Source organism: Spirosoma oryzicola (assembly GCF_021233055.1).
GTDB lineage: Bacteria > Bacteroidota > Bacteroidia > Cytophagales > Spirosomataceae > Spirosoma > Spirosoma oryzicola.
The window spans coordinates 3,966,976-3,990,801 of record NZ_CP089538.1 but is presented as its reverse complement, the minus strand read 5'-3'; the positions used below and the strand labels follow the sequence as shown (position 1 = coordinate 3,990,801).

21 protein-coding genes are annotated in these 23,826 nt (G+C 48.5%); 8 read left to right on the top strand and 13 right to left on the bottom strand.

What is annotated here, in order from left to right:
* Positions 1-336 precede the first annotated feature (336 nt).
* Together LQ777_RS16910 and LQ777_RS16905 are read right to left on the bottom strand one after the other, a co-directional pair.
* Complete coding sequence (locus tag LQ777_RS16910) at positions 337-2,358, bottom strand: glycoside hydrolase family 55 protein (RefSeq protein ID WP_232559111.1); 2,022 nt, start codon at positions 2,356-2,358, stop codon at positions 337-339.
* A gap of 237 nt (positions 2,359-2,595) precedes the next feature.
* Complete coding sequence (locus tag LQ777_RS16905; RefSeq protein ID WP_232559110.1) at positions 2,596-3,384, bottom strand: bestrophin-like domain; 789 nt, start codon at positions 3,382-3,384, stop codon at positions 2,596-2,598.
* A 440-nt stretch (positions 3,385-3,824) separates the two neighbouring features.
* Here LQ777_RS16905 and LQ777_RS16900 point away from each other — a divergent pair, with 440 nt between their 5' ends.
* From LQ777_RS16900 to LQ777_RS16885, 4 genes are all read left to right on the top strand, one after another.
* The gene (locus tag LQ777_RS16900) at positions 3,825-4,079 is read left to right on the top strand and encodes a hypothetical protein (RefSeq protein ID WP_232559109.1); all 255 of its coding nucleotides are present in this window, start codon (positions 3,825-3,827) and stop codon (positions 4,077-4,079) included.
* A 277-nt stretch (positions 4,080-4,356) separates the two neighbouring features.
* A complete protein-coding gene (locus LQ777_RS16895) occupies positions 4,357-4,896 on the top strand; it encodes a gluconate 2-dehydrogenase subunit 3 family protein (RefSeq protein WP_232559108.1) in 540 nt (179 codons plus the stop codon).
* Positions 4,897-4,936: 40 nt separating this feature from the next.
* A complete protein-coding gene (locus LQ777_RS16890) occupies positions 4,937-6,655 on the top strand; it encodes a GMC oxidoreductase (RefSeq protein ID WP_232559107.1) in 1,719 nt (572 codons plus the stop codon).
* Between the two features lie 457 nt (positions 6,656-7,112).
* On the top strand, positions 7,113-7,571 hold the full coding sequence (locus tag LQ777_RS16885; RefSeq protein WP_232559106.1) for a GNAT family N-acetyltransferase: 459 nt from the start codon (positions 7,113-7,115) through the stop codon (positions 7,569-7,571).
* Positions 7,572-8,523: 952 nt separating this feature from the next.
* On the opposite strand, the gene LQ777_RS16880 is transcribed toward LQ777_RS16885, so the two are convergent.
* The 4 genes from LQ777_RS16880 to LQ777_RS16865 all read right to left on the bottom strand — a co-directional run bounded on the left by LQ777_RS16880 (position 8,524) and on the right by LQ777_RS16865 (position 11,482).
* Positions 8,524-8,724, bottom strand: a complete 201-nt coding sequence (locus LQ777_RS16880) for a hypothetical protein (RefSeq protein ID WP_232559105.1) — start codon at positions 8,722-8,724, stop codon at positions 8,524-8,526.
* Between the two features lie 163 nt (positions 8,725-8,887).
* Positions 8,888-9,301, bottom strand: a complete 414-nt coding sequence (locus tag LQ777_RS16875) for a response regulator (protein WP_232559104.1) — start codon at positions 9,299-9,301, stop codon at positions 8,888-8,890.
* Positions 9,302-10,145: 844 nt separating this feature from the next.
* Positions 10,146-11,087, bottom strand: coding sequence for a cation diffusion facilitator family transporter (locus LQ777_RS16870; protein ID WP_232559103.1), 942 nt, complete (start codon positions 11,085-11,087; stop codon positions 10,146-10,148).
* Between the two features lie 137 nt (positions 11,088-11,224).
* Entirely contained in the window at positions 11,225-11,482 is a 258-nt protein-coding gene (locus LQ777_RS16865; RefSeq protein ID WP_232559102.1) for a DUF6582 domain-containing protein, read from the bottom strand.
* Between the two features lie 221 nt (positions 11,483-11,703).
* Here LQ777_RS16865 and namA point away from each other — a divergent pair, with 221 nt between their 5' ends.
* From namA to LQ777_RS16850, 3 genes are all read left to right on the top strand, one after another.
* Positions 11,704-12,786 (top strand): NADPH dehydrogenase NamA, encoded by a 1,083-nt coding sequence (gene namA, locus LQ777_RS16860; RefSeq protein WP_232559101.1) that lies wholly within the window; start codon positions 11,704-11,706, stop codon positions 12,784-12,786.
* A gap of 87 nt (positions 12,787-12,873) precedes the next feature.
* Positions 12,874-13,737 carry a KPN_02809 family neutral zinc metallopeptidase gene (gene ypfJ / locus LQ777_RS16855; protein WP_232559100.1) on the top strand — a complete coding sequence of 288 codons (864 nt, stop codon included), beginning with the start codon at positions 12,874-12,876 and terminating at the stop codon, positions 13,735-13,737.
* A gap of 122 nt (positions 13,738-13,859) precedes the next feature.
* Positions 13,860-14,579 carry a Bax inhibitor-1/YccA family protein gene (locus LQ777_RS16850; protein WP_425276910.1) on the top strand — a complete coding sequence of 240 codons (720 nt, stop codon included), beginning with the start codon at positions 13,860-13,862 and terminating at the stop codon, positions 14,577-14,579.
* Between the two features lie 167 nt (positions 14,580-14,746).
* Here the strand turns inward: LQ777_RS16850 and LQ777_RS16845 are convergent, their stop codons facing one another.
* The 5 genes from LQ777_RS16845 to LQ777_RS16825 form a co-directional block, all read right to left on the bottom strand.
* The gene (locus LQ777_RS16845; RefSeq protein ID WP_232559099.1) at positions 14,747-15,046 is read right to left on the bottom strand and encodes a DUF2442 domain-containing protein; all 300 of its coding nucleotides are present in this window, start codon (positions 15,044-15,046) and stop codon (positions 14,747-14,749) included.
* Positions 15,046-15,309, bottom strand: coding sequence for a DUF4160 domain-containing protein (locus LQ777_RS16840; RefSeq protein WP_232559098.1), 264 nt, complete (start codon positions 15,307-15,309; stop codon positions 15,046-15,048). The genes LQ777_RS16845 and LQ777_RS16840 overlap by 1 nt, the downstream gene beginning before the upstream one ends.
* Positions 15,310-15,391: 82 nt before the next feature.
* Positions 15,392-18,013: an ATP-dependent chaperone ClpB gene (gene clpB, locus LQ777_RS16835; RefSeq protein WP_232559097.1), complete on the bottom strand. Its 2,622-nt coding sequence runs from the start codon at positions 18,011-18,013 to the stop codon at positions 15,392-15,394.
* 185 nt (positions 18,014-18,198) lie between these two features.
* On the bottom strand, positions 18,199-19,149 hold the full coding sequence (locus LQ777_RS16830; protein ID WP_232559096.1) for a TspO/MBR family protein: 951 nt from the start codon (positions 19,147-19,149) through the stop codon (positions 18,199-18,201).
* Between the two features lie 70 nt (positions 19,150-19,219).
* A complete protein-coding gene (locus LQ777_RS16825; protein WP_232559095.1) occupies positions 19,220-20,305 on the bottom strand; it encodes an SDR family NAD(P)-dependent oxidoreductase in 1,086 nt (361 codons plus the stop codon).
* A 206-nt stretch (positions 20,306-20,511) separates the two neighbouring features.
* Here LQ777_RS16825 and LQ777_RS16820 point away from each other — a divergent pair, with 206 nt between their 5' ends.
* Complete coding sequence (locus tag LQ777_RS16820) at positions 20,512-21,060, top strand: DUF4136 domain-containing protein (RefSeq protein WP_232559094.1); 549 nt, start codon at positions 20,512-20,514, stop codon at positions 21,058-21,060.
* Positions 21,061-21,114: 54 nt separating this feature from the next.
* On the opposite strand, the gene LQ777_RS16815 is transcribed toward LQ777_RS16820, so the two are convergent.
* Both LQ777_RS16815 and LQ777_RS16810 read right to left on the bottom strand, forming a co-directional pair.
* On the bottom strand, positions 21,115-22,185 hold the full coding sequence (locus LQ777_RS16815; protein ID WP_232559093.1) for an SDR family NAD(P)-dependent oxidoreductase: 1,071 nt from the start codon (positions 22,183-22,185) through the stop codon (positions 21,115-21,117).
* Between the two features lie 149 nt (positions 22,186-22,334).
* The gene (locus LQ777_RS16810; protein ID WP_232559092.1) at positions 22,335-23,693 is read right to left on the bottom strand and encodes a DUF937 domain-containing protein; all 1,359 of its coding nucleotides are present in this window, start codon (positions 23,691-23,693) and stop codon (positions 22,335-22,337) included.
* Positions 23,694-23,826 lie beyond the last annotated feature (133 nt).

Below are 23,826 nucleotides of genomic sequence, written 5' to 3'. Positions count from 1 at the left end.
GGATCAGTGGTTAACTCATATGATCCTAAGCGCCTATTGGTCAGCACTTAAAAATAGATTAGTCCATAAGGCAGGATTTAAACAATATCGATGGAGTTAATCGACCGTTATTGTGCGGTCTGATCATTAGGGAGATCAGCGGCCTCAATCGCGTAAGTTTGCTAATGGGCAACGCGCCGGGCACGCTTCTAGTGGATGTAAGCAAACAAGCTAAATTTCTGCTCCGCTAAACACATCTGTCAGCCAACAAAGCCTGAATCGTCGCTGATTCAGGCTTTGTTATTAGTAGCAGTTCGGTAGAAAGTACCGAACCCCTTAGACGTATCTATAGGTTGATCAATAGGTGTTGTTAGCTGCCCCAGCCGCTTGCTTCACATTCGGTATACCGTTATTTTCCGTACCCGCTGCTTTGATGTACACGTTTGTGCCAATCACGTTGCGGGTAGCCTGCGTGTTGTAAAGATAAATCAGCTCGTACCCATTGGTATTCAACGCGTTTGACAAATTATTGCCTGATACAGCATAGTAGCCTGTGTTATCAAGGGTGAGCGCACTGTTAGCCGCAACCACAACCGTATTTCCGGTAAAACTGCCGTACTTACAGCTGGAAAAACGGCACATGGTGATGGCAGAATTGGCTGTCGTCGGATTATAAAAGGTGTTGCCCGTCACTGTCAACCATTGAGTACCAAAAGCCTGAAGGGGCGCTCCTTTGGTGGTGCACGTGTTACCCGAGACAGTGATGTACTGGGTCAGATTCCGGTTATTATCCGAGATGCCAATGCCTGCGAAGGTGTTGTTAACGCCCAGGGCGACATTATTAACTATATTTACGTAGCGGGCATTGACCACTTCGTACCCAATCTCCTTGGCGTCTACCGTCTGGTTGTTGCTGATGCGAGCATTTTGCATCAGACCCGATAGCGATACACTCATCCCATACGTACTGTTGATGCCTAGATTACGAAACTCATTGTCATGAATATCGATTCCATCCAACCGGTATACACCATCAAACCCGTGCGACAGGATTTCGATGCCCATCCGACCTATGTTGAAAAACTTGTTATGGTGAATACGGATGTTGCGGGAAGTCTCACCCTGATTAGATCCCTCCGAGTATTGACTCATGCTAATAGCGTTGAAGTCGGCCAGGGGTGCGGTAAAGCTACAGTGGTCAATCTCATAACCGTCCAGCTTTGACTGCTCATTGGTAGCGACCATCCCGTAACCATAGTTGCCTGCCACCTGTGAGACCAGGTGTAGCCCGGTTAAGCGGATGTTGTTGCAGGTGTGAAAGGTCCAGATCATGGTGGCGGCATTGATAGCACTTGTTTTAAGAACAGCCGCCCCCTGTCCATCCAGGACAATATTACTCTTATTGTCAATGGAAATATTGCTGGTGAAGGTATACTCGCCAGGGGGAAGTATAATGCGGGCTCCCGTTGCGGGAGCCGCATTGATCGCCGTTTGAATCGCCTGATTGGTAAACCCATCAACGACGATGTTGGGAGCCGCAGCCGCGGTAGCTCTCGCCCCTGCATTAGAATCACCTTTCTCTCCCTTAGGAATCACCAGATTGAGCTTGAAATCAGGCGCGCTACCCGTAATTGTTGCTGAGGCATCGGAGCCCGCTTTGCCGGTTTTGACCTGACCAATACTTAAATTGATAAGCGGATTAGCTCCCGTCGCCGAAACGGGTTGCGTAACTACCGCTGTCGTTTGGGTAGCAGGCTGTTGTGACGTCTCGCCCGTGACTACGTACATGGCCTCTGCTTGTCTGCTTGTAGGCAAAACCGATCGGGAACCGATGGGATTGACGGCGAGGACGGCCTTTTCAACAAACTGGCTTTGATCGTTAGCAATTGCGTTACCCCGTAATAAACGAAAAGCCGTCGTGTTAGACAGCGAAGCGAAGCGGCCACGTACGGTATAGGAGACCGAAGGTCGCGTAGTGGGACTAAGTGTGGCACCAACGTAATCAACATAACTGCCCCCCGTCTGACGGAAACCTTCGGGCATGACGAGTTTGATGCGAAAGCTGCTGGCCGACTCGGTGAAAAACATGGATGCTGGTGTAATATCAAGTAGTTCGGCTGTAATAACTAACTCTACTTCATCTTCTAAGTTGATTGTTGCTTGACGAACCTGAATCGAGAAACGGATAGGATCGTTGTTTGTAATCGGGGAGGATCGAAAGGAGGGCTTGTTTGCTTTACTGTCAATCTTGGATGAAGCGGGGTTGTCTATCAGGGAAGGCGCTGGTCGGGGCAGGCTTGCAGGCGCCGATAGCACCAAATACGCAGGACATAAAGTCACACCTAATAGGGCGATGACTCTTTTTGAGAAGTAATTCATACGTTGTTGTAAAGATTTAGGCGATAGAATTAATTGATAAATAGTTAGCACTAAATGCATACTCAGGGTTTAAACTCTACAAAAGCTGTAGTGTTTAAGTAGTTGTCGATTAGTGTAGTGGATGTACTGCGTTGCTGTTCTGTTATTGATTTGGTTGTAGCTGTAGCTATGAACGTCACGTTCATCATCGCTAGCTTGAGATTACTCGTTTCGGATAGGGAACAGCGAACGGACTTGTCAAAAGTCAATCATCACCTTTTTTAGCACCAGCTCATAGGCATTCGTGCTTACGCTTACCTCTCCCCAATACGGATGATCCAAACTCACAATCAGAAAAATCAACAGGCCCAGCATAATAGCTAACAAACTATTTAATAGACCATGAAACCAAAAGGAGGGTACTACAAATAACCCCGCGAAGACCAGTGTCAGCAGTGCGCCTAATAGAACTACCCACCAAATAACGGCCGGCACTCCGCCACCAATGGCTTCGGCTCGCAAACGACGTAGCTCGGCCAAATTGTTAAAGGCTTGCAGGGCTTGCTGATGAATAAGTTCATGAGCCGTTGTGTCAGGTCCATAGCCTAGCAATAACGTCTGAAGCCGCATAAACTCCGTAGATTCCTCATCATCAATGATGCCCAGGCGCTGGTTGGGCCAGGAACGCTGCACAATATGCTGCGTGTAGCGTCGGAGTTGAGCGTGTAAAGGTTTCCGTTGGACGGGTGCATAGCCACTTAAGTTACGGTAGAGTACCGACAGTTGAGCCGCTTCACGGGAGGCCAAGCCAGAAGCCTGTGTGTAATTCTGCCAAGTGGCGACCGTCAGCAGGCCCAATAGCAGGCCATACAGAAGACTCACTCCCGAGAAAAACCATCCGACGGTGCCGTTATCGATAAGCGCAGCGGTAGAACTACGCTGAAGAGGGCGCCGAACCAGCAGGAGGCTAAGCCAGGAAAGGGCAATAAAAACGAGGACAAGTGTTAGGGCTAATAGCCAGGAGGGGAAGTTATAGAGCCAAACCATGGGGCTGAAGAACGTATGTGCGCCCTAAGGTTGCAACTACGCCAAACGGTTGTTGTGAGTGTACTGATGCAGCTATAGACCTTCTTTTGCAGGCAATTGTTCGAGGATAATAGACTTCCTGCCTGTTGCTGGCCGCGACCTGTGTTTGATGCGTGTACTCTCTTTGCTGCTTTAGCATCAAGTCAGTCGCTTCAGCTAGACAGAAAGGGTCCATTCATAGTTGAATCAGTATCTATATACTTACTAGGGTGTAAAAATTGTGTACGTATGGTGCATTGATCGATTATTTTAGGACTCGATGCACAGCTTAGTAGTTAGTATTGTCTACCGTTACCTAAAATGTCTGGTTGGTAACCGTCACACGTACGGACATTTTTATCCAGCTACTATCGTTGTAATGTTTACGCGATAGCAGAAAAAAAGAATAAACATTTCCTACCATGAAAATTACTCGAGAGAATTATGATCGCCAGCCGATGCTGATTCGGCAAGGGGCATTGGCATTATGGGGTGTCCCACTGGCCAAACGCGAAGACTTGTGTCGGATGCGCGAACTTTATAGTCTGGAGGGTTTCTTTGTCGAGGCTTGCTACGATAAAGAAACAAATAAGTTAACCTGCATTTGTTCGTTCACCAGATCCGACCGGTTGCTGCCTTATGTGGAGCCAGTAGAAGTTTCTAGCATAGAGACATAGCTTAGTGGAAGGCTACCTAGTTGCTCAGGATCGGTTCTCGAACTGTCTCGTTTCTATTTTTGAGACTTTCCAGAAAAGTAACGATTCTCGTCAATAGGCCTGATATGCAGGTAAGTACGTGAAGCTTCCACTATGGCTAGTAGCACGATAGAAATAATAGTTTTTTGTTAAGCCTTAATGTATTATCTTTAACCAATAATTTATTAAACTATCTCCTGTTATAGTTCACGAACTAAGGAGCGTTTAACTCTTAAAACCAACCTACAACGCACCTCTTATGCAAAGACGTTCTGCGTTAAAGAACTTAGCAATGACCCTTGGTAGCCTGGCCAGCTTACCTGCCTGGGCCTCCGGCTGGACCCCCGATTCGCTAGGAACTGTTTCAACCTTGTCGATTAGCGAAGAAGCGCTTCTAGGCGATATTGTAGAAACCTTTATCCCGACAACTACTACTCCCGGTGCTAAATCGCTCAACGTACATCTGTTCGTTATGCGTATGGTTAAAGACTGCTACGGTGAACCGGCCCAAGCGACGCTTCAGAAAGGAATTGCGCTCCTGGAGGAAACGTCTCAGCAAACGTACAGTAAGCCATTTTCGGAAGGTGATGCCGCTCAACGCATGGATCTCCTTGCCAAATTGAGCGCACTGACAGACCCAGCGGGTCAGGCGTTTGTGAGCATGGTAAAAAAGTTGACCATTCAGGGATATATGAATTCGGAATATTACCTGGTGAACGTTGAGAAGTTCAATATGGCACCGGGCTTTTATCACGGCTGCGTCCCCGTCCCCAAACTAGCCGTCAACGGTACTAACTAGTGAGTTATCTCTTTTTTTGTTACCCTTATTGCTGATATTCATGTCTTTTTTAACCATAGATTCGATAAAAGACCGCACCTTCGACGCCATTGTAGTGGGTTCGGGAATTAGCGGTGGCTGGGCAGCCAAAGAATTGACCGGTAAAGGATTACGAACCCTCGTACTGGAGCGGGGCCGGGACGTAAAACACATTACCGATTACCCTACCACGCTCATGCAGCCCTGGGAGTTTGCGCACCTTGGTCAATTATCAAAAGAATATATCGAGGCTAACCCGGTAGCTAGCCGGTGTTATGCTAATAGAGAAGACGCGACGCATTTTTTTGTGCAGGATGCCGAACACCCTTATGTACAGGAGAAACCCTTCGACTGGATTCGGGGCTATCACGTAGGAGGTAAATCGCTGATGTGGGCGCGGGGAACCCAACGCTGGTCGGAGTACGATTTTGAAGGGCCGGCGCGGGATGGGTTTGCGGTAGACTGGCCCATTCGGTACGCTGACCTGGCTCCCTGGTACAGCTATGTAGAAAAATTCGCGGGTATATCGGGCAATAAGGATGGTCTGTCGGTCTTGCCTGATGGGGAGTTTCTGCCTCCTCACGAGCAATCCTGCGTGGAAAAGCACTTTTCAGACCAAATGGCTAAGCAATACAAAGGTACACGACCAGTTATCATTGGTCGCTGTGCACACCTGACCAAGCCACAACCCATTCATTACCAGCAGGGACGTGCTCAATGTCAGAATCGTTCGTTGTGCCAGCGGGGTTGCCCATACGGGGGGTATTTCAGCAGCAATTCATCCACGTTACCCTGGGCTGCTAAAACCGGAAAAATGACGCTCCGGCCCGACTCGGTTGTGCATTCGATTATTTATGACGAAAAGCTCGGCAAGGCATCGGGAGTGCGGGTTGTGGACGCCCATACGAAGCAGATGACCGAGTACTACGCCAAAATCATTTTCCTCAATGCTGCCTGCCTGAATACCAATCTGGTCCTGCTGAACTCAAAGTCGAACCGTTTTCCTAGTGGGCTTGGCAATGACAATGGCTTGTTGGGTAAATACGTGGCATTCCACAATTTCCGTACGACCATCTCTGCCGAACACGAAGGGTTTCAGGATTCAACGACCGCCGGTATCCGGCCCAACGGTAGCTATATCCCTCGTTTCCGCAACGTACTCAAGCAGGAAACCGACTTCCTGCGGGGCTATGCAGCGGGCTTTGGTTCCAGCCGCCCTACAAGCGTCGACACATCGGCTATGGGGGAAGATCTGAAGTCAAGCCTTATGCAACCCAAGTACGGCAATTGGCGGGTCAGTTCGCACATGATGGGAGAGACGATTCCGAAAGAAAGCAATTACGTAGCGCTCGACTCCGTCCTGACCGATGCCTGGGGTATTCCGCAACTGAAAATTTCGGTAGCGTACGATGATAACGACGAGAAGATGATTGCCGATTTTCATGAGCAAATGACAGAAATGCTGACGGTGTCGGGCTTTACAAACATCCGGACTCACGACAAACCAGACAAAGCGCCGGGGCTCGATATTCACGAAATGGGCGGTGTGCGCATGGGAAAAGACCCTAAAACCTCCATGTTGAACAAATGGAACCAGTTGCACAACTGCAAAAATGTATTTGTGACGGATGGCGCTTGCATGACATCGACATCCACCCAGAATCCATCACTCACGTTCATGGCCATCACGGCACGAGCCGCCGACCATGCCGTAAAAGAAATGAAAAGGGGTATGCTGTAAGTTCTGCGGTTTGACGAGAGTGAAAACCTATAGCTTGACGTAGTTCCTGATCAACAATTTAGCCGGGCTGTCTACTGTCTTACGCAAGTAGACAGCCCGGCTATTTTTCTTTTCACGCTTTCTGTAGCTGATAGCAAAATTCCTTGCGTCTCGATTCAATAGGACGCATAAGCTACTACAGGCGATGCTACAACGTTAGCGTTTAGACTAAACGCTTAGCTGGTCGCTGGGCTACGAAGTCAAATCACTCACTACCGTGCGCCAGGGATCTGACCAATCGGCACCTGGGCGTTTATACCGATGATAATGACCCTTCCACAACGCGGCCAGAATCGGACAAAGGAGTCCTGAGCGCGTCGTTCGGAACTGATGAAGAAGCTGATGGAATCACTATTAGCTTGGTCTATAGCGGCTGAAATAGTACGTTAACTAACTAGACCATTTTCCGATTTTTAAAATGCATTTAGCTTACCGATTAGCAACAACGGCAGACCTGGTTGACATTGTACGAATGCTTTCCGATGATGAGCTAGGCACGATCCGGGAAAAGTTTGAAATTCCCCTGCCTGCATCCTACCTACAGGCATTTCAACGGATTACTGACGACAAACAGCAAGAGTTGACGGTGGTCGAGGACAAGGGTGAACTAGTAGCCACCTTCCAGCTAAGCTTTATCCAGTATTTAACTTATCAAGGAGGTATACGGGCTCAAATTGAAGCAGTGCGCGTAAAATCCAGTCATCGAGGGCAAGGAATTGGCGCTCAGATTTTTCAGTATGCTATTCGACGGGCTAAGGAGCGGGGAGCTCATGTATTGCAACTAACCACGGACAAGAAAAGACCCGATGCCAAACGGTTTTATGAATCATTGGGATTTGTAGACTCCCATGAGGGGATGAAGCTTCACTTAAAGTGAATTGACCTAGTGCTAGCCGTTGAGATCTGATTCCATAATAGCCTAAGCACTTAAAAACAAAGTACACGGGTTGTACAAACGGTGACTAGCCCCAAAACGGCTGACCTTAAGACTAGTCAGGGGTTTTGAGGCTAGTTAGATAGATATTAAATACAGTTAATACACTATTAGAAGCGAATGTGCTTTTTGCGACATTTCATGCACCGATAGGCTTTTAGTGGTACAAAAAACAACACATTTTTGAGCAGTAAGGGTCTGCTGATTCGGTCGCTGTCAAGCAGGCTTCCACAATGAGGACAACCAGGCTTGTTTGTAAACCGCTGGAAAGATAAGGGGGCAGTTAGTAAGCGCATGGGTACGCTTACAAAGCTTGAGATGATAGTAGAGGTATGAGTCACTTTAAGGTTTGTTATAGGTGATATGTAAATACTTAAAGCAAATTTAGTTTATTAATTAAATTATATGTTAATACATTAATCAATTAATATAAACATTTACTAGATGGTTATACTTGTTTAATAATCCTTTAACAAAGTTTATATATACTAATTTGTCAGTACCAAACAGAGCGACAGTCGTTGATTATATAACTCGACCTCTTAAAGCGCTGTCAAGCCTTTGATTGAGCTACTTCGTCGCGCTGTTAAACCTGCCATCAACCGTTTGTTAGGACTGAGAATACGGGATGATTGGGGACTTCATGTAGATAACGGCAAGTATATATAAGCTTACCTAGTAGATCGAGTGTAGTGTTAAGAGCACGGGCGACAAGGCGATCAACGCAACGATCCGCTTTGTACTGAACAGGCGAATGACTTCCTAAAATTTTCTAAACTATTTGCTCTAAAATTGGGCTAAAGAAAAGGCACAAGTATTTATCCAAGGACGCTATTTTGCGGCTTGTATAGAATCGTTACGTTCTTGTGCACAGATGTAAGTAGGATGTATTGTTTTACCGAGAAATCGTTACTCCCGCGTTATCCAGCATCTTTTTTACCTCGCTTAAACTATGGCGTACAGGAAATCCAGTTTCTACGCCAATAATTCGGATGTTGACGTACGCACCAAGTGTACGAATATCCGTAATGGCAGCTACGTTTACATAGGTGAGTCCAGTGTCTACGCGGTCAACGGCGATAAAGATGGGATTCATGGATGGAAAGGATGTGGTTAGGAACGTATCTGTATAAATTACTACAAAGAGTCACTCGGTGAGATAATCTAATGATTTTCATTTACAAAACTGAAGGCTCACCTTAGCGAGGTGAGCCTTCAGTTTTGTAGGTGCATGTGCCGCAAACTGACTGTGCCGGGCGCTAGATACATCCGTCGAGATGCCAGGTTTCACGAAGTTTGTGGATAATTGGTCCGAACAAGTTCAGGCTTAATGGCTTTGTAATGAAATCATTGGCGCCCAGTTCATGAGCGCGTTGCCGGTCTCCCGCTGCACTCGAGGTCGTCAGAATGATGATGGGCGTTTTCTGATAAAGCGGATTGCTTCGTAAAACGGACAACGATTCTAAGCCATTAAGCCGGGGCATATTCATGTCCAGAATAATCAGGCACGGATGGATGTCCGTCTGCGTTAATGCGTCGAGAAGGTTTAGACCATCGGTAGCAAATCGCAACTGGCACGCTGGACAGTATTCTCGAAAGGCGATCTGCAACAAATAACGATCATCTTCGTCGTCATCAGCGATAAAAACAGCTTGAGTAGCGTATTGATTCATCGGGTTGGTAGTTACGGAAAACACCTAATATACACGAAATAATTGTACGAGCTTCGTTTAGTCTACTTTTCGGGTAGTATTTGGCTCAACTTAACGATATATGAAGAAAACTAACGTCAACGAAGGTCTCCTTCGCCGTTTCTTGTCTATGTTGACTTTTAATACGGTGTAAGTAAAAGGGGAGTCGTCAGCGCTAGCGGATCAATAATTCAGCCAGATGCGATGTATAGGAGCAGGGGTGACGAGATAAGTTGGGCGTTGCTTTTAACAAGAAAAAACGCCCAATTCATGCGTCTGGGCGTTTTTTATTACCTATATTGTCTACATCTATAATACTCTTAAAGAGCCCTAGTTGTTATACATCTCCCACGATTTTTAATGGATGTTTAACCAATTAGTCATTACAGATAAACAAACGCCAGGCTCATCTCAGGCCTGGCGTTTGCTCACTACTTACATTTACCCAACGATATGAGCTAATCAACATCGTCGTTTTTATCTATACGAGGAGATGAACGACTTGGTTGCGTGACTTGACAAATTATTGCTGGTTTACTTGTTTCAAAAACGCCGGACTCAATCCGATCCGGCGTTTGGCCATCTCACTTTATTTGAACAAAAACAGGATAAGTGGATGCTTTTTTACTCAGTAAGCTAACAAATGAGTAAGCCTACCTTAGTAGGTACGCGAAACGCGAAACGATTGTTTCATAAAACCTTGAATCTTTCTAAATAAATAGAACGCGCGGGTATCTTGGGTTGAACTTACCGGAGAATGTGGTCATCTGGCTACTTCCTGCGAAGAAGCGACCGTTAAGAAAGCCATCGGTGCTTTTCTGCAAAACTAGCGGACGGGGTGCCCATGTTTTGGTGCGTGTACGGGTTGATTCGGAACACCCGGTTCAATAAATACGTGTTTTACAAGTGGAAAATGCTGTTGAATCGCGTCTCGTATTCGTTGGATTGCTTTATTCAGTTCTGCCGTAGATAAAGCATCGTGGAAGTCAACAACGAGCATAACAATAACTTCTTCGGGACCAAGGTACATCGAGGGTGATTGAAGCACACTGGTTACGGCGTCGTCGCGTTCGACCAACTCAACGATTTTTTGTAACGTTTGCGGTTCAATGCTTTCGCCCATGAGTAAACTTCGGCTTTCGCGCGCCAGAACAACCGAAACTGCCGTCAGAATCAAACCAATGATGATGGAAGCGGCACCGTCGAAATACGGATTGTTGAACTGGTGGCCAAGAAAAACGCCCAGAAACGCTACGATCAACCCCAGCAAATCGGAAGCGTCCTCAAATAGCACAACAAACGTTGATGGGTCTTTGCTGCGTTTTACCGCCGACCAGAACGGCTGTGTACCCCGTTGTCGATTGAATTCCTTGAACGCCGTGATAAAGGAAATGCCGTCGAAGCAAAAAGCGATGCCAAGGACAATGTAATTCCAGAGCGGCTTTTCAATCGGCTCCGGGTGCTGAAGATGCGTGATGCCTTCGTAAAATGAAACGCCACCACCTACGCCAAAGATCAGGATCGATACGATGAATGCCCAAAAATACTGCTCCTTGCCGTAGCCAAACGGGCGGTTCGCATCGGCTGGTTTCTTACTGCGAGCAAGCCCCAGCAACAGCAGGATTTCGTTCAGTGTATCAACCAGCGAGTGAATACCTTCCGAAATCATGGCCGAACTACCCGTAACGCTAGCGGCTATGAATTTGGTAATGGCAATGGCTAGGTTAGCGGCTAAAGCGCTGTAAATCGGAGTCTTGGACGCAGGCATAATAAACAGGAGTAGTTAGCAAGAGGCTGGTAAATGGGTAAACCGGCTTTTCTGTTGAATGGTTATCGGTACGAAAATGCAGAACCCGCCAGGTCGGGTAGACTTGACGGGTTCGGGCGACTAGCACTTTAACGGTACTAATCGGACTCGATCGCTACGTCGTGTTTTTTTGCCGCTTTTTTGATGCGTTCCTTGATTTGTTCTACGTCGTCGGCGTCATATTTTTCCGCGTTATCCTTGTGATTGATGTAGCTCCAGGCCGCCCGTACATGTTCAGGGGTGTCAATGGGGTACTTTTTGTTGGTAGGATCAGCAAATTCTACGTCACCGTATTTATGCTCTCCCTCGGTCGGACTAACGTCGTCACGCCGATCAATTTTTGGATCTTTTGCCATAATCGTTGAGCGTTCAAATGAGACTTATCAACCCACTCAGCTAACAAATGGTTATTTCGGACCCGTTGACTCATAGCGATATAGTGAGTTAGTAGTCGCATTAAACAGGCGAATACGGTTTAAAGTTAAAACCTCGGTCCCGTGCTGCGTGTTGCTTACTTAATTGTTGTTGCTTTCCATCAGGAAAAACAGACTCATTTATTGACTTTAGACTGCACTGTATGTCAACTCTTTTTTCGCCGATTACCATTCGAAGTATTCAGTTCAAGAATCGAATTGTTGTTTCGCCCATGTGCCAGTATTCCAGTGAAAACGGCTTTGCCAACGATTGGCATCTAGTTCATTTAGGAAGCCGGGCAGTAGGTGGTGCCGGACTGATTATTACCGAAGCTACCGCTGTTTCGCCCGAGGGCCGTATCTCACCCAACGATTTAGGTATCTGGACGAATGAACACATTGCTGGTTTGAAACGAATCACCCAATTTCTGAATCAGCACGGAGCCATCGCGGGTGTTCAGTTGGCTCATGCCGGTCGGAAAGCCAGCACGCAGCGGCCCTGGGATGGTGGTAAAGCCATTCTGTCGAATCAGGATAAAGGCTGGGAAACTGTTGCGCCGAGTGCCATACCGTTTACAGACTCTGATCCAAGACCACTTGCTTTAACCGTCGAAGGCATAAAAAACGTTTTGATCGATTTTCAGGATGCCGCCCGGCGATCGGTGGAAGCGGGTTTTCAGGTGATTGAAATTCACGCGGCACATGGGTATTTGCTCCACGAATTTTTGTCGCCGTTGAGTAACCAACGGACCGACGAATACGGGGGATCGTTCGATAATCGGATCCGTTTGTTGCTGGAAGTGGTTAGCCATGTTCAGGCTGTCTGGCCGGAAGAATATCCGCTTTTCGTCCGTATATCGGCAACCGATTGGACGGAAGGGGGCTGGACTGTGGAGGATTCGGTCGCACTGGCCAACGTGCTTCAGTCCAAAGGAGTTGATGTAATCGACTGCTCAACTGGTGGCAACGTTGCTCATGCCAAAATTCCAGTAGGTCCAGGTTATCAGGTCGAATTTGCGGAGCGGGTTAAAAAAGAAGCGGGTGTTATGACCGCAGCCGTGGGCCTCATTACAGACGTTGAACAGGCCGAAACGATTCTTGCGGATGGTCGCGCGGATTTTGTGCTGCTGGCTCGTGAATTTCTCCGAGATCCATATTTCCCACTTCATGCAGCCCATGTTCTGGGTGATGAGGTTGCCTGGCCGGTGCAATACGAACGGGCGAAGCCAAGACGGGATCATAAGTAAAATAATGGTCTCGGTAAGCCAATTGCCTTCGTTTCGAGTTATATCACCAACGAAACCATTTTTCTACCTAAAAATAAATTATCAACCATGCGTTGGTTAAACCAAAACGAAAGCGAAAACGTCGAAGACCGTCGCGGTAGCAGCGGGGGTGGTGGCTTGTTAGTTGGTGGTGGCATTGGCTCAGTAGTCATTGCTGTAATCGTGATGCTACTTGGTGGCGACCCGTCGCAGATCCTGAACAGCAGTGCCCCGGAAGAACAGTCAGCGTCTCAGGCACCTACCGGACCTCAGCCTGATGATAAAGCCGCTCAGTTTACCCGGCTCGTGCTGGGTAGTACCGAGAAAGTATGGACCGATTTGTTTGCTAAGCAGGGCGCGCAATACCGTAAGCCGGTTCTGGTTATGTTCCGAGGAGCAACAACGTCAGGTTGTGGTACCGCGCAGGAAGAGATGGGGCCTTTTTATTGTCCTCTCGACCAGAAAGTGTACATCGACTTGTCGTTCTACGACCTGTTGGCTCAACGATTTCAGGCACCCGGCGATTTCGCGATGGCTTATGTGGTAGCGCACGAAATCGGGCACCACGTACAGAAGCAGTTAGGCATCATGGATAAAACGGACGAACTGCGCCAACGACTCAGCCAGCGGGAATACAACCGTGTGTCGGTTCGTCTTGAGCTCCAGGCCGATTTTTTTGCGGGTGTCTGGGCGCATCACGCGCAAGGACAAAGCTTCGTACTCGATGAGAACGATGTCGAGTCGGCGCTGACCGCAGCCAATGCGATTGGTGATGATAAGATCCAGGAAGAAACGCAGGGTCGGGTCGTACCCGATGCCTTCACGCATGGCACGTCAGCCCAACGGGTTTACTGGTTCAAAAAAGGGCTCCGAACCGGCGATCTTAGCCAGGGCGATACCTTCAACAGTCGTGAAGACGCCAATCTACAATAAGCCGTATACAAATGATTGCCAAAAGCCGAAACATCGCTGTTTCGGCTTTTTTGTTCTTCTGAGAGCCACTTGCGAATATCCGTGCCTTTACCGTACTTTCCAGCCTAAATCAATTCGTCCACATGGAATCACAATCGTATTCTGAACGACACCATCCTTCGCTGACCGCCGAGCAAATCAGGCAGGAGCAGGCCGCCTTTATGACGCAGGTCTACGGGTGGATGTCTGTTGCTTTACTCATAACGGCCACTGTTTCAATCTGGGTTGCCAGTTCGCCCGCCATCCTGGAGCTGGTTTTTGGTAACCGGATTGTTTTCTACGGTTTGCTGATTGGCCAAGTGCTGATGGTCATGTCGTTGTCGGCGGCTATCCAGCGTCTGTCGGCGCAAATGGCTACGGCCCTGTTTATTGGCTACGCTATAATGAACGGGTTAACGCTGGCCTGTATTTTCCTACTTTATACGGGCGGTTCAATTGCCTCCACCTTCTTCGTGACAGCCGGTACATTTGGGGCAATGAGTGCTTATGGCTATTTTACCAAACGCGATCTAACGTCTTTGGGAGGTTTCCTGTTGATGGCGCTTATCGGATTGATTATTGCTTCGCTCGTCAACTTGTTTTGGCACAACGAAACCTTGTACTGGATTTCGACCTACGCGGGGGTACTCATCTTCGTCGGCCTGACCGCTTACGATACCCAGAAAATAAAGGAAATGTACGCTATTGGTGACGCCGGTACCGAGGGAGGACGGAAAGTAGCCGTTATGGGTGCGTTACGGCTCTACCTTGATTTTATCAATATGTTTCTGTATCTACTGCGGTTGTTTGGCCGCCGGCGGTAGATTAATAAATTTTAATGGTATACTAGAAAAGCATCCAGTACTGGATGCTTTTCTAGTATACCAAGTTTTTCGATAACTTGATTACTCATGTAAGGCTCTAGCTTCTTGCCACTGGAACGTTGGTTGATGCAAGTAATTAAATAGATAGAAGTGAATTCACTTATTCTCTAATCTACCAAACGACTTCGTTCATACATAACATCGGGGTCAAAATCTAGTGGAGCCGGTATATAATTGCCATCGTAGTCGATCATCGTCAGCAAGTTATCCCAATACAGGGTTCGCCCGTCAGTTTTTACTCGCTCAAACAGTTCTTTGTCAAATAAGCGATTGACAGGACTATTCGGTTTCGTAACGGAGTCGGTAAGTAAAGGCTGCAAATCGATTTCACGCACTTCGCCTGTATTCCACAAGCAAGTAACCTTATAGGGCTCGACAAAAAGTATCTGGCGGATGCGCGGTAGCATTATTCTAACGGTTTTATTTTCTTGAAACTGCCAATCTCCTGTTGCAACAAATTGTAGTTATCCATCAGTTCATCTCTGTGTAACTCAACCCACGCTTGAACAAGGCGGGTTGGCTTTTTAGGTAAACTGCCAATTATAATTTCACCAGATTCAATCGCGAACATGGCTTCTTCGCCGTTATATTCTGCATGAAAGTGAGGAGGGAGATGATCTTTAGCATACATGTAGATGATGATTCCAAAAAATCGGCTGATCTCAGGCATAGTTACGGTATGAATTAGGTAAACGTATAACGAAAAATCCCGGCCGCTATGCAGCAGTCGGGATTTTCTATTACTTGGACAATTATAATTCTATTTCAGCGTCGAGGTTGGTGAAGGCAATCTCGCCATCGTTGTTCAACTCCATCAGTACGACTGAGTCTTTCTTCACCTCACCGGATAAGATCGCTTTAGACAGTTCGTTCAAGACCCGGCGTTGCAGTACGCGTTTCAGCGGGCGAGCGCCAAATTGGGGATCGAAGCCTTCTTCGCCAAGCTTGGTAAGAGCTTCGTCCGTCGCGTCGAGCTGTACGCCATTTTCGGCTAGCCGTTTCTTGATCTCGTTGAACTGAATATCGACAATCTTGCGAATGTTGGCCTGCGTCAGCGGTTCGAACATCACGATTTCGTCAATCCGGTTCAGGAATTCAGGGCGGATGGTTTGTTTCAGCAACTCCATCACGGCTGATTTCGCTTCTTCCAGCACCAGCGAATGGTTCCAGCCTTCGTCTTCAGCAAATTTCTCCTGAATCAGATGGCTACCGATGTTGGAAGTCATGATGATGATCGTATTCTTGAAGTTCGCTACGCGGCCTTTGTTATCCGTCAGACGACCCTCATCAAGCACCTGCAACAGGATGTTCCAGACATCGGGGTGTGCTTTTTCGATCTCATCGAGCAAAACGACCGAGTAAGGTTTCCGGCGCACCGCTTCGGTCAACTGACCACCTTCGTCGTAGCCAACGTATCCCGGAGGAGCACCAATCAGTCGGCTTACGGCGTGACGTTCCTGATACTCCGACATGTCGATTCGTATCATCGCATTCTCGTCGTTGAAGAGGTATTCGGCTAATGTCCGGGCGACTTCCGTTTTACCAACCCCCGTTGTACCAAGGAAGATAAACGAACCGATTGGCCGTTTGGGGTCCTGCATACCCGCCCGGCTCCGGCGAACGGCATCCGACACTGCTTCAATCGCTTCCTGCTGACCAGCTACCCGCTTACCCAGTTCTTTCTCCAGGTTGAGCAGTTTTTCGCGATCACTCTGCATCATTTTCGAAACCGGAATGCCCGTCCATTTAGCCACTACTTCGGCAATGTCTTCGGCGGTCACTTCCTCCTGCATCATCCGATCTGACCCACCTTTGTCGCCACCTTCCTGCGCCAGCGAGTTGAGTTTTGTTTCGATCTCAGGAATCCGACCGTAGCGAATCTCGGCAACTTTTCCGTAATCGCCCGTTCGTTCGGCTTGTTCGGCTTCAAAGCGTAACTGATCGAGTTGCTCTTTCAGTGTCCGGCCTTCGTTGACCGACGCTTTTTCGGTTTCCCACTTGGCTTGCAGACTACTCCGCTGTTCGGTCAGGTCAGCGATCTGCTTGTTCAGCAGGCTTTCTTTTTCTTTGTCGTTTTCCCGCCGAATGGCTTCCCGCTCAATTTCCAGCTGCATAATGCGCCGGTTGAGTTCGTCCAGTTCTTCCGGAACCGAATCCATTTCCAGACGCAGTTTAGCAGCAGCCTCGTCCATCAAGTCAATGGCCTTGTCGGGCAGGAAACGGTCGGTAATATAGCGCGTAGACAGCTCGACAGAAGCAATGACTGCATCGTCTTTGATCCGAACGCCGTGGTGCAACTCGTACTTTTCTTTGATACCGCGCAGAATCGAGATGGCGTCGGCCATGTCTGGTTCATCGACCATTACGGCCTGGAATCGACGTTCGAGCGCTTTATCTTTCTCGATGTATTTCTGGTATTCCTTCAGTGTCGTGGCACCGATGGTGTGGAGTTCACCGCGCGATAAGGCTGGTTTTAACAGGTTGGCCGCGTCCATAGCGCCTTCTCCGCCCGCACCCGCACCAATAAGCGTGTGAATCTCGTCGATGAACAGAATGATTTCACCGTTGGAGTCCGTCACCTCTTTGATGACCGATTTCAGGCGTTCTTCGAACTCGCCTTTATATTTGGCCCCCGCAATCAGCAGACCCATGTCGAGCGAGACAAGCGTTTTTGTTTTCAGGTTTTCGGGAACGTCACCCGATACAATACGTTGGGCAAGTCCTTCAACAATAGCCGTTTTACCGACGCCCGGCTCACCAAGCAGAATCGGGTTGTTTTTAGTCCGACGGCTTAAGATTTGAAGCACCCGCCGGATTTCTTCATCCCGGCCAATCACCGGGTCGATCTTACCCGTGCGTGCCCGTTCGTTCAGGTTGATGCTATACCGTTCGAGTGACTGGTAGGTTGCTTCGGCGTTTTGATTTTTCACGGAATTCCCTTTTCTAAGTTCGTTGATCGCGGTTTTAACTTGTTTTTCGTTGAAACCGGCGTCGCGTAATAACGTTGCAATTTGATCTTTACCTGCCATTAGCCCAAGCAGCATCAGTTCAACGCTCACAAATTCGTCGCCAAACTCTTTTGTATAATTGCTGGCTTTGGCCAACGCTGCGGCTGTGTCGTTGCTCAGATACACACTACCATTACCGCCTGAAATCTTTGGGTAAGTCGTGAGAATGGCCTGTAACGCACCCGTTGTATTTTGTAAATTAATGCCAAGTTTCTTGGTAATGAAACCGATTACGTTTTCATCCTCCGACAGGATAGCCTGGAGCAGATGACCGGTTTCAATCGCCTGCTGGCCATTGCCAAGGGCGATCTCGGAAGCCTTCTGAACGACCTCCTGCGCTTTTACGGTGTAATTCTTAAAATCCATGACTGTAGTGGGTAAGCGTTAGTTACTGTATGACTAGCTAATAACAAATCACGGGCCGGGGTGGTTTTTCGGACAATTTGGCACAAAAACGCATCGGATGGCTTAAAAGAAGGACAAAATGACAAACGCTTAACAAAAAAGCCGCCTTATTCAATCTAAGGCGGCTTCTAAGAGATAAGGCAAAGCTAATCCAGTCCTTCGGCTTCAATTGGCTTCATCCGTTCCCGGACGATTTGGGCCTGTTGAGGCTCCGGTGTTTCAATTTGATCGGCTATGACTTCAGCTTCGGCATCGTGCACAATGATGCGGTCATACTCATGGAATTTACCCTTGGGCAGCCAATAAGCTAATAAACCGACATAAGTAGATGCCAGGCTAGCGGCTGTCCAGCCCAGAAGCGGTAATTTGTTCCACTGCCGGGTAGCAATACCACCAAAACCGGCGACGAACGGAACCATATACCAAGGGTCATTCAGCCGACGGGCAATGAGGTAACCTGCCCCGGCAGTTGCACCCAGAATGCCAGCGGCAAGTGGTTCATCCCGCTCTTCGTCACGTTCCCACCAGCCAAGTGTCAGTAACGTGTCGGGCGTACCGACGACTGTCGCTGCTGTCAGCCATCCAGCATACAAACTCACCGGAATGCGCAGGTATTTTTCTGGAGTAGGCACATCGCTTTTGCCGATTTCCAGACTTTGATGTAACGCCAATGCTGCTGGGAGGTTAAGCTTCGTTGTCAGATCAGAAATGACAATGCTTTGCGGGTCGTTCTGCGAGAAGAACCGACCGAAGATGGCGTTGCACGTCCAGCTTGCCCACCACCACGGCAGCGCTTTCTGATAGCGTGGGTTGAACGCCTGAGAAGGAAGCGCCTGATGAACCAGCAACGAACCTAAGCCCGAATAGATCGTTGACCAGACGACACCAAACGCCCAGCCTGCCGGAACAATCGGGTTTTTGTCAAAAACGTTTTGGTACTCGACCGGCACGTCATATTCACGCTCTTCGTCGTCCGAATCCTCCGGTTGCCGCTCACGTCCCTGCTGGCGGGACTGGCTGCTAGCCATCGTCGTGTACAATATGCTACCAACGGCAAAGACGGCTGTAGCAATTCGCCAGAATGATGAATTTTTCATGGAAGTAAGATTGATTTAAGCCTAGTGAACGGAGTACTAAACTGATTATTCCGTTCACTAGGCCCGTCGTTTACGCTGCGACTTCTGCTTCTAGGTCAACCGCTTTATCTTCGCCTTTGCTGACCAGGTGCTCCGCTTTTGTTTTAGTGTTCTGATAAGCATCGACAACGGCATCCACTACCGACGACAAGGCGTCAGAAATCGAATTGCCGGCTGATTTGGCTTTGTATCGATAGCGAGCCCGGTCTAAAGCGTTGGCATTTTTGTACGCGATACCAATCGCAATCCCGGTTACAACGGCCAGGCCAAAACCAATGCCCCAGGCCAGCGTGGTTTTCTTTTCCTGCTCAGCATCCGGGTCCGGTTTCTGCAACATCTTGTCGTGCATCAGCGATGCCAGTGCTTCCTGAGGGGCTACGTACGCCAATACTTCGTACGATTTGTTTTTCAGACCGCCCGGTATGACTTTGGGTTTACCCGCCATTAATGCTTCGTAGCCGTCTTTGGCTACCATGACGGGGTCCTGCAATTCGTCGGTTATTTTGGTATTCTGCGCCCCCGCTTTGTTAAAGAAATCGGTGTCAGTGGCATTGGGCAGCAAAGCCGTAATCGTCACGTTCGTATCTTTCAACTCGTTGATGAGCGACTGCGTGAAGTTATAGACGTAGGCTTTGGTACCGGCATAAACTGCCATGAGCGGAGATGGCGTAATGGACAGCAGCGACGCCAGATTCAGGATCTTGCCCTCGTTGCGGATAAGCATATCGTACAGAAACAGCTTGGTCATCTGGGTCAGCGCCAGCACATTGAGGTGAATCATGGCTTTTTCGCGTTCCCAGTCCGTATCGGTTCCAAACAGGCCATATAAACCAACGCCCGCGTCGTTGACCAGCACATTAACCGTTATGCCCTTTGCTTTCACCTGATTGTAAACATCCTGAGCAGCATCTTCTTCGGACAAATCTTTCTTGATAATGGTTATCTGTTGGGTATCGTAGTTGCCTTTGAAGACCTCGCTCAGACGCTCCAGCGTGTCGTCGCTACGGGCAACCAGCACCAGATTATAACCGTCTTTCGCAAGGAGTTTGGCAATTTCCTGGCCGATTCCACTTGAGGCACCGGTTACCAGCGCTGTTTTTCCTGTCACTGTATTCATAACGATTTACATGGTTAGTGAGTAATTAGTTGAACTACGAGGGCAGGAAGTTGTTTTGATTATCCGGTGTTTACCAATGGGCATAAGGCACTTAACAACGAATTTCGCGAGGTGCTTTAGCTCAGAAATCGGCTGTTTAGGGAACAAACACCGCCCAGGCTAATTGATAGAATGACTGATTTGTATAGCGTCAAAATGGAAAGATTATGAAAATAGTACCCGGAATCGCACTAATGCTTTTTGCCCTTGTTATAGGCTGCTCGCCGTCGTATCGTGTCACTCAGAATAAGACTGATAAATCGGCAACCTGGTCGGCTTATCGAACATTTGCTTTCATTGATACGAACCGGATCAGTCCATCGCCCCAGGACGCGTATCAGGCTGTAGTCGAACAGATCAAGCGGGCGGTAACCACGGAGCTAACCAATCGGGGGTACCAGCAAACAAACGATAATCCTGATCTGCTCGTCAACATCGGGGCGGTGATGAAGGAAAAGACACAGACGCGGCAAACAACCATCTATGAAGCGCCCTTCTACACGGGACAACGGCGATACCACTGGCAAAGTCAGGAAGTGCCGGTTGGTACGTATCAGGAAGGAACGGTCAATCTGCACGTTGTGGATTCCCAGCGAAACGCGCTGATCTGGGACGTTGCCGTATCGAGTGTGCTTAACCGGCAGCAGGTTACGCCCGTTCAGGTTGGAGAAGCGATCCACAAGGTTTTTACCAAATTTCCCGGTAGTCGCTCTTAACGAAGAAAGCCTTCCCGAACGTTCGAGAAGGTTTTCTTCGTTAGGTAGCAAACGTTATATAAGAGCGGCTTCTACTTTAGATTTCGCTCCTGACACGGTGCTGCTTACGGCATCGGCTACCGACTGAACCGCGTCCTTGGCGGAGCCAACGGTCTGCTCGGCTTTGAATTTGTAGCGTGCCCGATCAATAGCGTTGCCCAGGTTTACACCTGCTGTCCAACCTGAATGGTTTTTGTACCGGGCGGCAATAACGATACCCGCGAGCGCAACGGCTGCGATACCAATGCCCAGTGCCAGATTGAAGGATTGCTTTTCCTGTTCCGCTTCGGCTTTGTCCTTCATTTGTGAGCGTCCTGCCTGACTGACAATCGAGTCGGGTAGCACCCGGAAAGCGGCTGCCTGCACTTTCGTCGAGAATCCGGCAATGGCTTTGTCTTTCCCTTTCATGAGCGCTTCGTAGCCTTCCTTCGCAACATCCGCTGGACTCATCGAACGGGCTTGTTCCTGCGCGACAGTATTCATAGCACCCGCCTTGTTGAAGAAATCGGTATCCGTAGCCGGTGGCATCAATACCGTTATCGAAATGTTCGTGTCTTTAACTTCGTTGCGCAACGCTTCGGAGAACGAGTAGATAAACGACTTGGTACCTCCGTAGACCGCCATCATCGGATTAGGCATAATCGAGGCAATAGAACCAAGCATGAGGATCTTACCCTCGTTACGCTGGACCATGTCTTTCAAAAACAGCTTGGTCAGATGAACCAGCGCCGTCAGGTTGACCTGGATGACGTTTAGCTCTTTTTGCAAATCCGTTTCGGTGGCAAACTTGCCATATTCGCCAAAACCAGCGTTGTTGACCAGCGTATTGACGGTAATATTCTTTTGCGCTACCTCGTCGTAAATTTCCTGAGGAGCTTCAGGATTCGATAAATCCTTTTCGATAACCGTAATGGATGAGGTACCGAACTGTTGCTTGAATTTATCGGCTAAGTCCTGAAGTTTGTCTTCACTCCGAGCGACCAATACCAGATTATAACCGTCTTTGGCGAACAGCGTTGCCAATTCTCGTCCAATTCCGCTTGACGCACCCGTAATCAGGGCAGTTTTTCCGACTTCTGTTGTCATGTTCGTTGAGTATGTTGATTCAATCTTTTACTCAACCCGACATAAACAAAGTTGTTTGGCAATCATAAAATAATGATAAGCCGGCAAAGAGAAGCAGATTAAGCGTTCACCCCTGAAGTTGACAAGCGCTGCACATACCCGTCAACTACTTATTTCGCCACAACTTTTACGTTGATTTTGCGCATTGTCGGCTTGGGGATGCGTGATGTGTCATTTTTGGCAACACCCGTGCCGCGTCCGATGGCGTCAATTCGAACAAAGCTTATTCCCGATGACATCAGCTGCTGTTTGATCTGGTTAACGCGCTTGAACGAAAGGCTTTTATTGGTAACCCCTGCCTGAGCATCATTGGCATAACCAACAAGCTGAATCTGCAATTGCGGATAAGACTTTAACAACGTTGCCAACTCGTTGATAGTCGCCTGAGAGCCTGCCGTTAGCGACAACGAACCAGGAATAAAGGCAACGCCCGTTAACGGGAAGACGCGACCTTTGGGCAACATAGCATTGCCCAGATAAGGCGTCATTAGCTGGCTGAGATTACCCGAAAGACCGGTTGTTGAAACAGGCGCTGCCGTCGAAACCGCCGTGGGAGCTGCTGTCGCTGTCTGCGGTTTTGGCTCGACCGGTACGGCCAGCGACCGGGTTACGGTGTCGGCCTGAATCGTATCGCCCGTGACGGTCGCCAGATCGCTGGAATCCTGGGCTACTCCGGAATGGTTTATCGTGTTTTGGTATACAAAATAACCGCCGACAGCAAGCGCTACGGCTAGCAGGGCGCCCACACCCCATTTGGTTAGTGCACCATTGTCACTATCGGAATCGTCGACCGGATCGTAGCTAACCGAAGGACGGGTGACCGTAGCCGTTGATCGGACCGAAGAGCCGGATGTACTCGCTACGGAACGACCTGGGGACTCAACGGCACTACGTCGTGCTGGGGTAGCTACACCATTGACAATCTGGTGAAGACCAACTTTTTCAATAAGCCGGGGCATAAGCTCATCCGGTACGGCATTCACGAATGCTTCCCGCTCAGCGAATAAAGTCGAAGCCAGACCATCGGCGTCCAGTTTCTGACTTTTAACCTGTTTGCCCAGTACGTTCAAAACAATAGTGCTCGTCAATCCTAGCAGTGAAATTGCCGACGAGTTACGAATACCCGCGTAGCTCGAAATCATGCTACCGATTGAGCTTTTCATCGCTGGCAGGAGGTGGCTGATGACTTCGTCTCCTTGCGTAATAAGCGTATTCGTCTGGTTAGGATCGCGTAACGTTGTTGCCAGATTGTCCGTCAATGTACCTTCGTAGCGGCCTTTCTGAATATGGTTAAACAGTTGATTGACACCTATTTCAGTGGTAGTCCGTTTCATTAGGCCACCTATAATCGTATAGACAAGACCATTTACGGCTTTGTTCGTTTTTTCGGTTGGTTCGTCAACGTAGGCGGCAATCCTGCTCAGAACGTCCGAATTCAGTACTTCATTTAACGTGGCAAACAAATTCATATAAAAAGTCTCAATCAGGCAGTATATGGGGCAATTCCTCACCTCGCGATCAAAATCTGCACAAATGTCCCCAAAGGGGCTACCCCGGCGATAAAATTAGGGAAGGTTTGGCAAAGGTCGCATAACGCGCCAT

Bases quoted from the DNA above. Each gene is read 5' to 3' on its own strand.
- LQ777_RS16910 (WP_232559111.1), bottom strand. From the start codon at position 2,358: ATGAATTACTTCTCAAAAAGAGTCATCGCCCTATTAGGTGTGACTTTA.
- LQ777_RS16895 (WP_232559108.1), top strand. From the start codon at position 4,357: ATGCAAAGACGTTCTGCGTTAAAGAACTTAGCAATGACCCTTGGTAGC.
- namA (WP_232559101.1), top strand. From the start codon at position 11,704: ATGTCAACTCTTTTTTCGCCGATTACCATTCGAAGTATTCAGTTCAAG.
- LQ777_RS16865 (WP_232559102.1), bottom strand. From the start codon at position 11,482: ATGGCAAAAGATCCAAAAATTGATCGGCGTGACGACGTTAGTCCGACC.
- LQ777_RS16880 (WP_232559105.1), bottom strand. From the start codon at position 8,724: ATGAATCCCATCTTTATCGCCGTTGACCGCGTAGACACTGGACTCACC.
- LQ777_RS16885 (WP_232559106.1), top strand. From the start codon at position 7,113: ATGCATTTAGCTTACCGATTAGCAACAACGGCAGACCTGGTTGACATT.
- LQ777_RS16850 (WP_425276910.1), top strand. From the start codon at position 13,860: ATGGAATCACAATCGTATTCTGAACGACACCATCCTTCGCTGACCGCC.
- LQ777_RS16810 (WP_232559092.1), bottom strand. From the start codon at position 23,693: ATGAATTTGTTTGCCACGTTAAATGAAGTACTGAATTCGGACGTTCTG.
- LQ777_RS16830 (WP_232559096.1), bottom strand. From the start codon at position 19,149: ATGAAAAATTCATCATTCTGGCGAATTGCTACAGCCGTCTTTGCCGTT.
- LQ777_RS16820 (WP_232559094.1), top strand. From the start codon at position 20,512: ATGAAAATAGTACCCGGAATCGCACTAATGCTTTTTGCCCTTGTTATA.
- LQ777_RS16890 (WP_232559107.1), top strand. From the start codon at position 4,937: ATGTCTTTTTTAACCATAGATTCGATAAAAGACCGCACCTTCGACGCC.
- LQ777_RS16840 (WP_232559098.1), bottom strand. From the start codon at position 15,309: ATGCCTGAGATCAGCCGATTTTTTGGAATCATCATCTACATGTATGCT.
- LQ777_RS16845 (WP_232559099.1), bottom strand. From the start codon at position 15,046: ATGCTACCGCGCATCCGCCAGATACTTTTTGTCGAGCCCTATAAGGTT.
- LQ777_RS16825 (WP_232559095.1), bottom strand. From the start codon at position 20,305: ATGAATACAGTGACAGGAAAAACAGCGCTGGTAACCGGTGCCTCAAGT.
- LQ777_RS16875 (WP_232559104.1), bottom strand. From the start codon at position 9,301: ATGAATCAATACGCTACTCAAGCTGTTTTTATCGCTGATGACGACGAA.
- LQ777_RS16815 (WP_232559093.1), bottom strand. From the start codon at position 22,185: ATGACAACAGAAGTCGGAAAAACTGCCCTGATTACGGGTGCGTCAAGC.
- LQ777_RS16905 (WP_232559110.1), bottom strand. From the start codon at position 3,384: ATGGTTTGGCTCTATAACTTCCCCTCCTGGCTATTAGCCCTAACACTT.
- LQ777_RS16870 (WP_232559103.1), bottom strand. From the start codon at position 11,087: ATGCCTGCGTCCAAGACTCCGATTTACAGCGCTTTAGCCGCTAACCTA.
- LQ777_RS16900 (WP_232559109.1), top strand. From the start codon at position 3,825: ATGAAAATTACTCGAGAGAATTATGATCGCCAGCCGATGCTGATTCGG.
- ypfJ (WP_232559100.1), top strand. From the start codon at position 12,874: ATGCGTTGGTTAAACCAAAACGAAAGCGAAAACGTCGAAGACCGTCGC.
- clpB (WP_232559097.1), bottom strand. From the start codon at position 18,013: ATGGATTTTAAGAATTACACCGTAAAAGCGCAGGAGGTCGTTCAGAAG.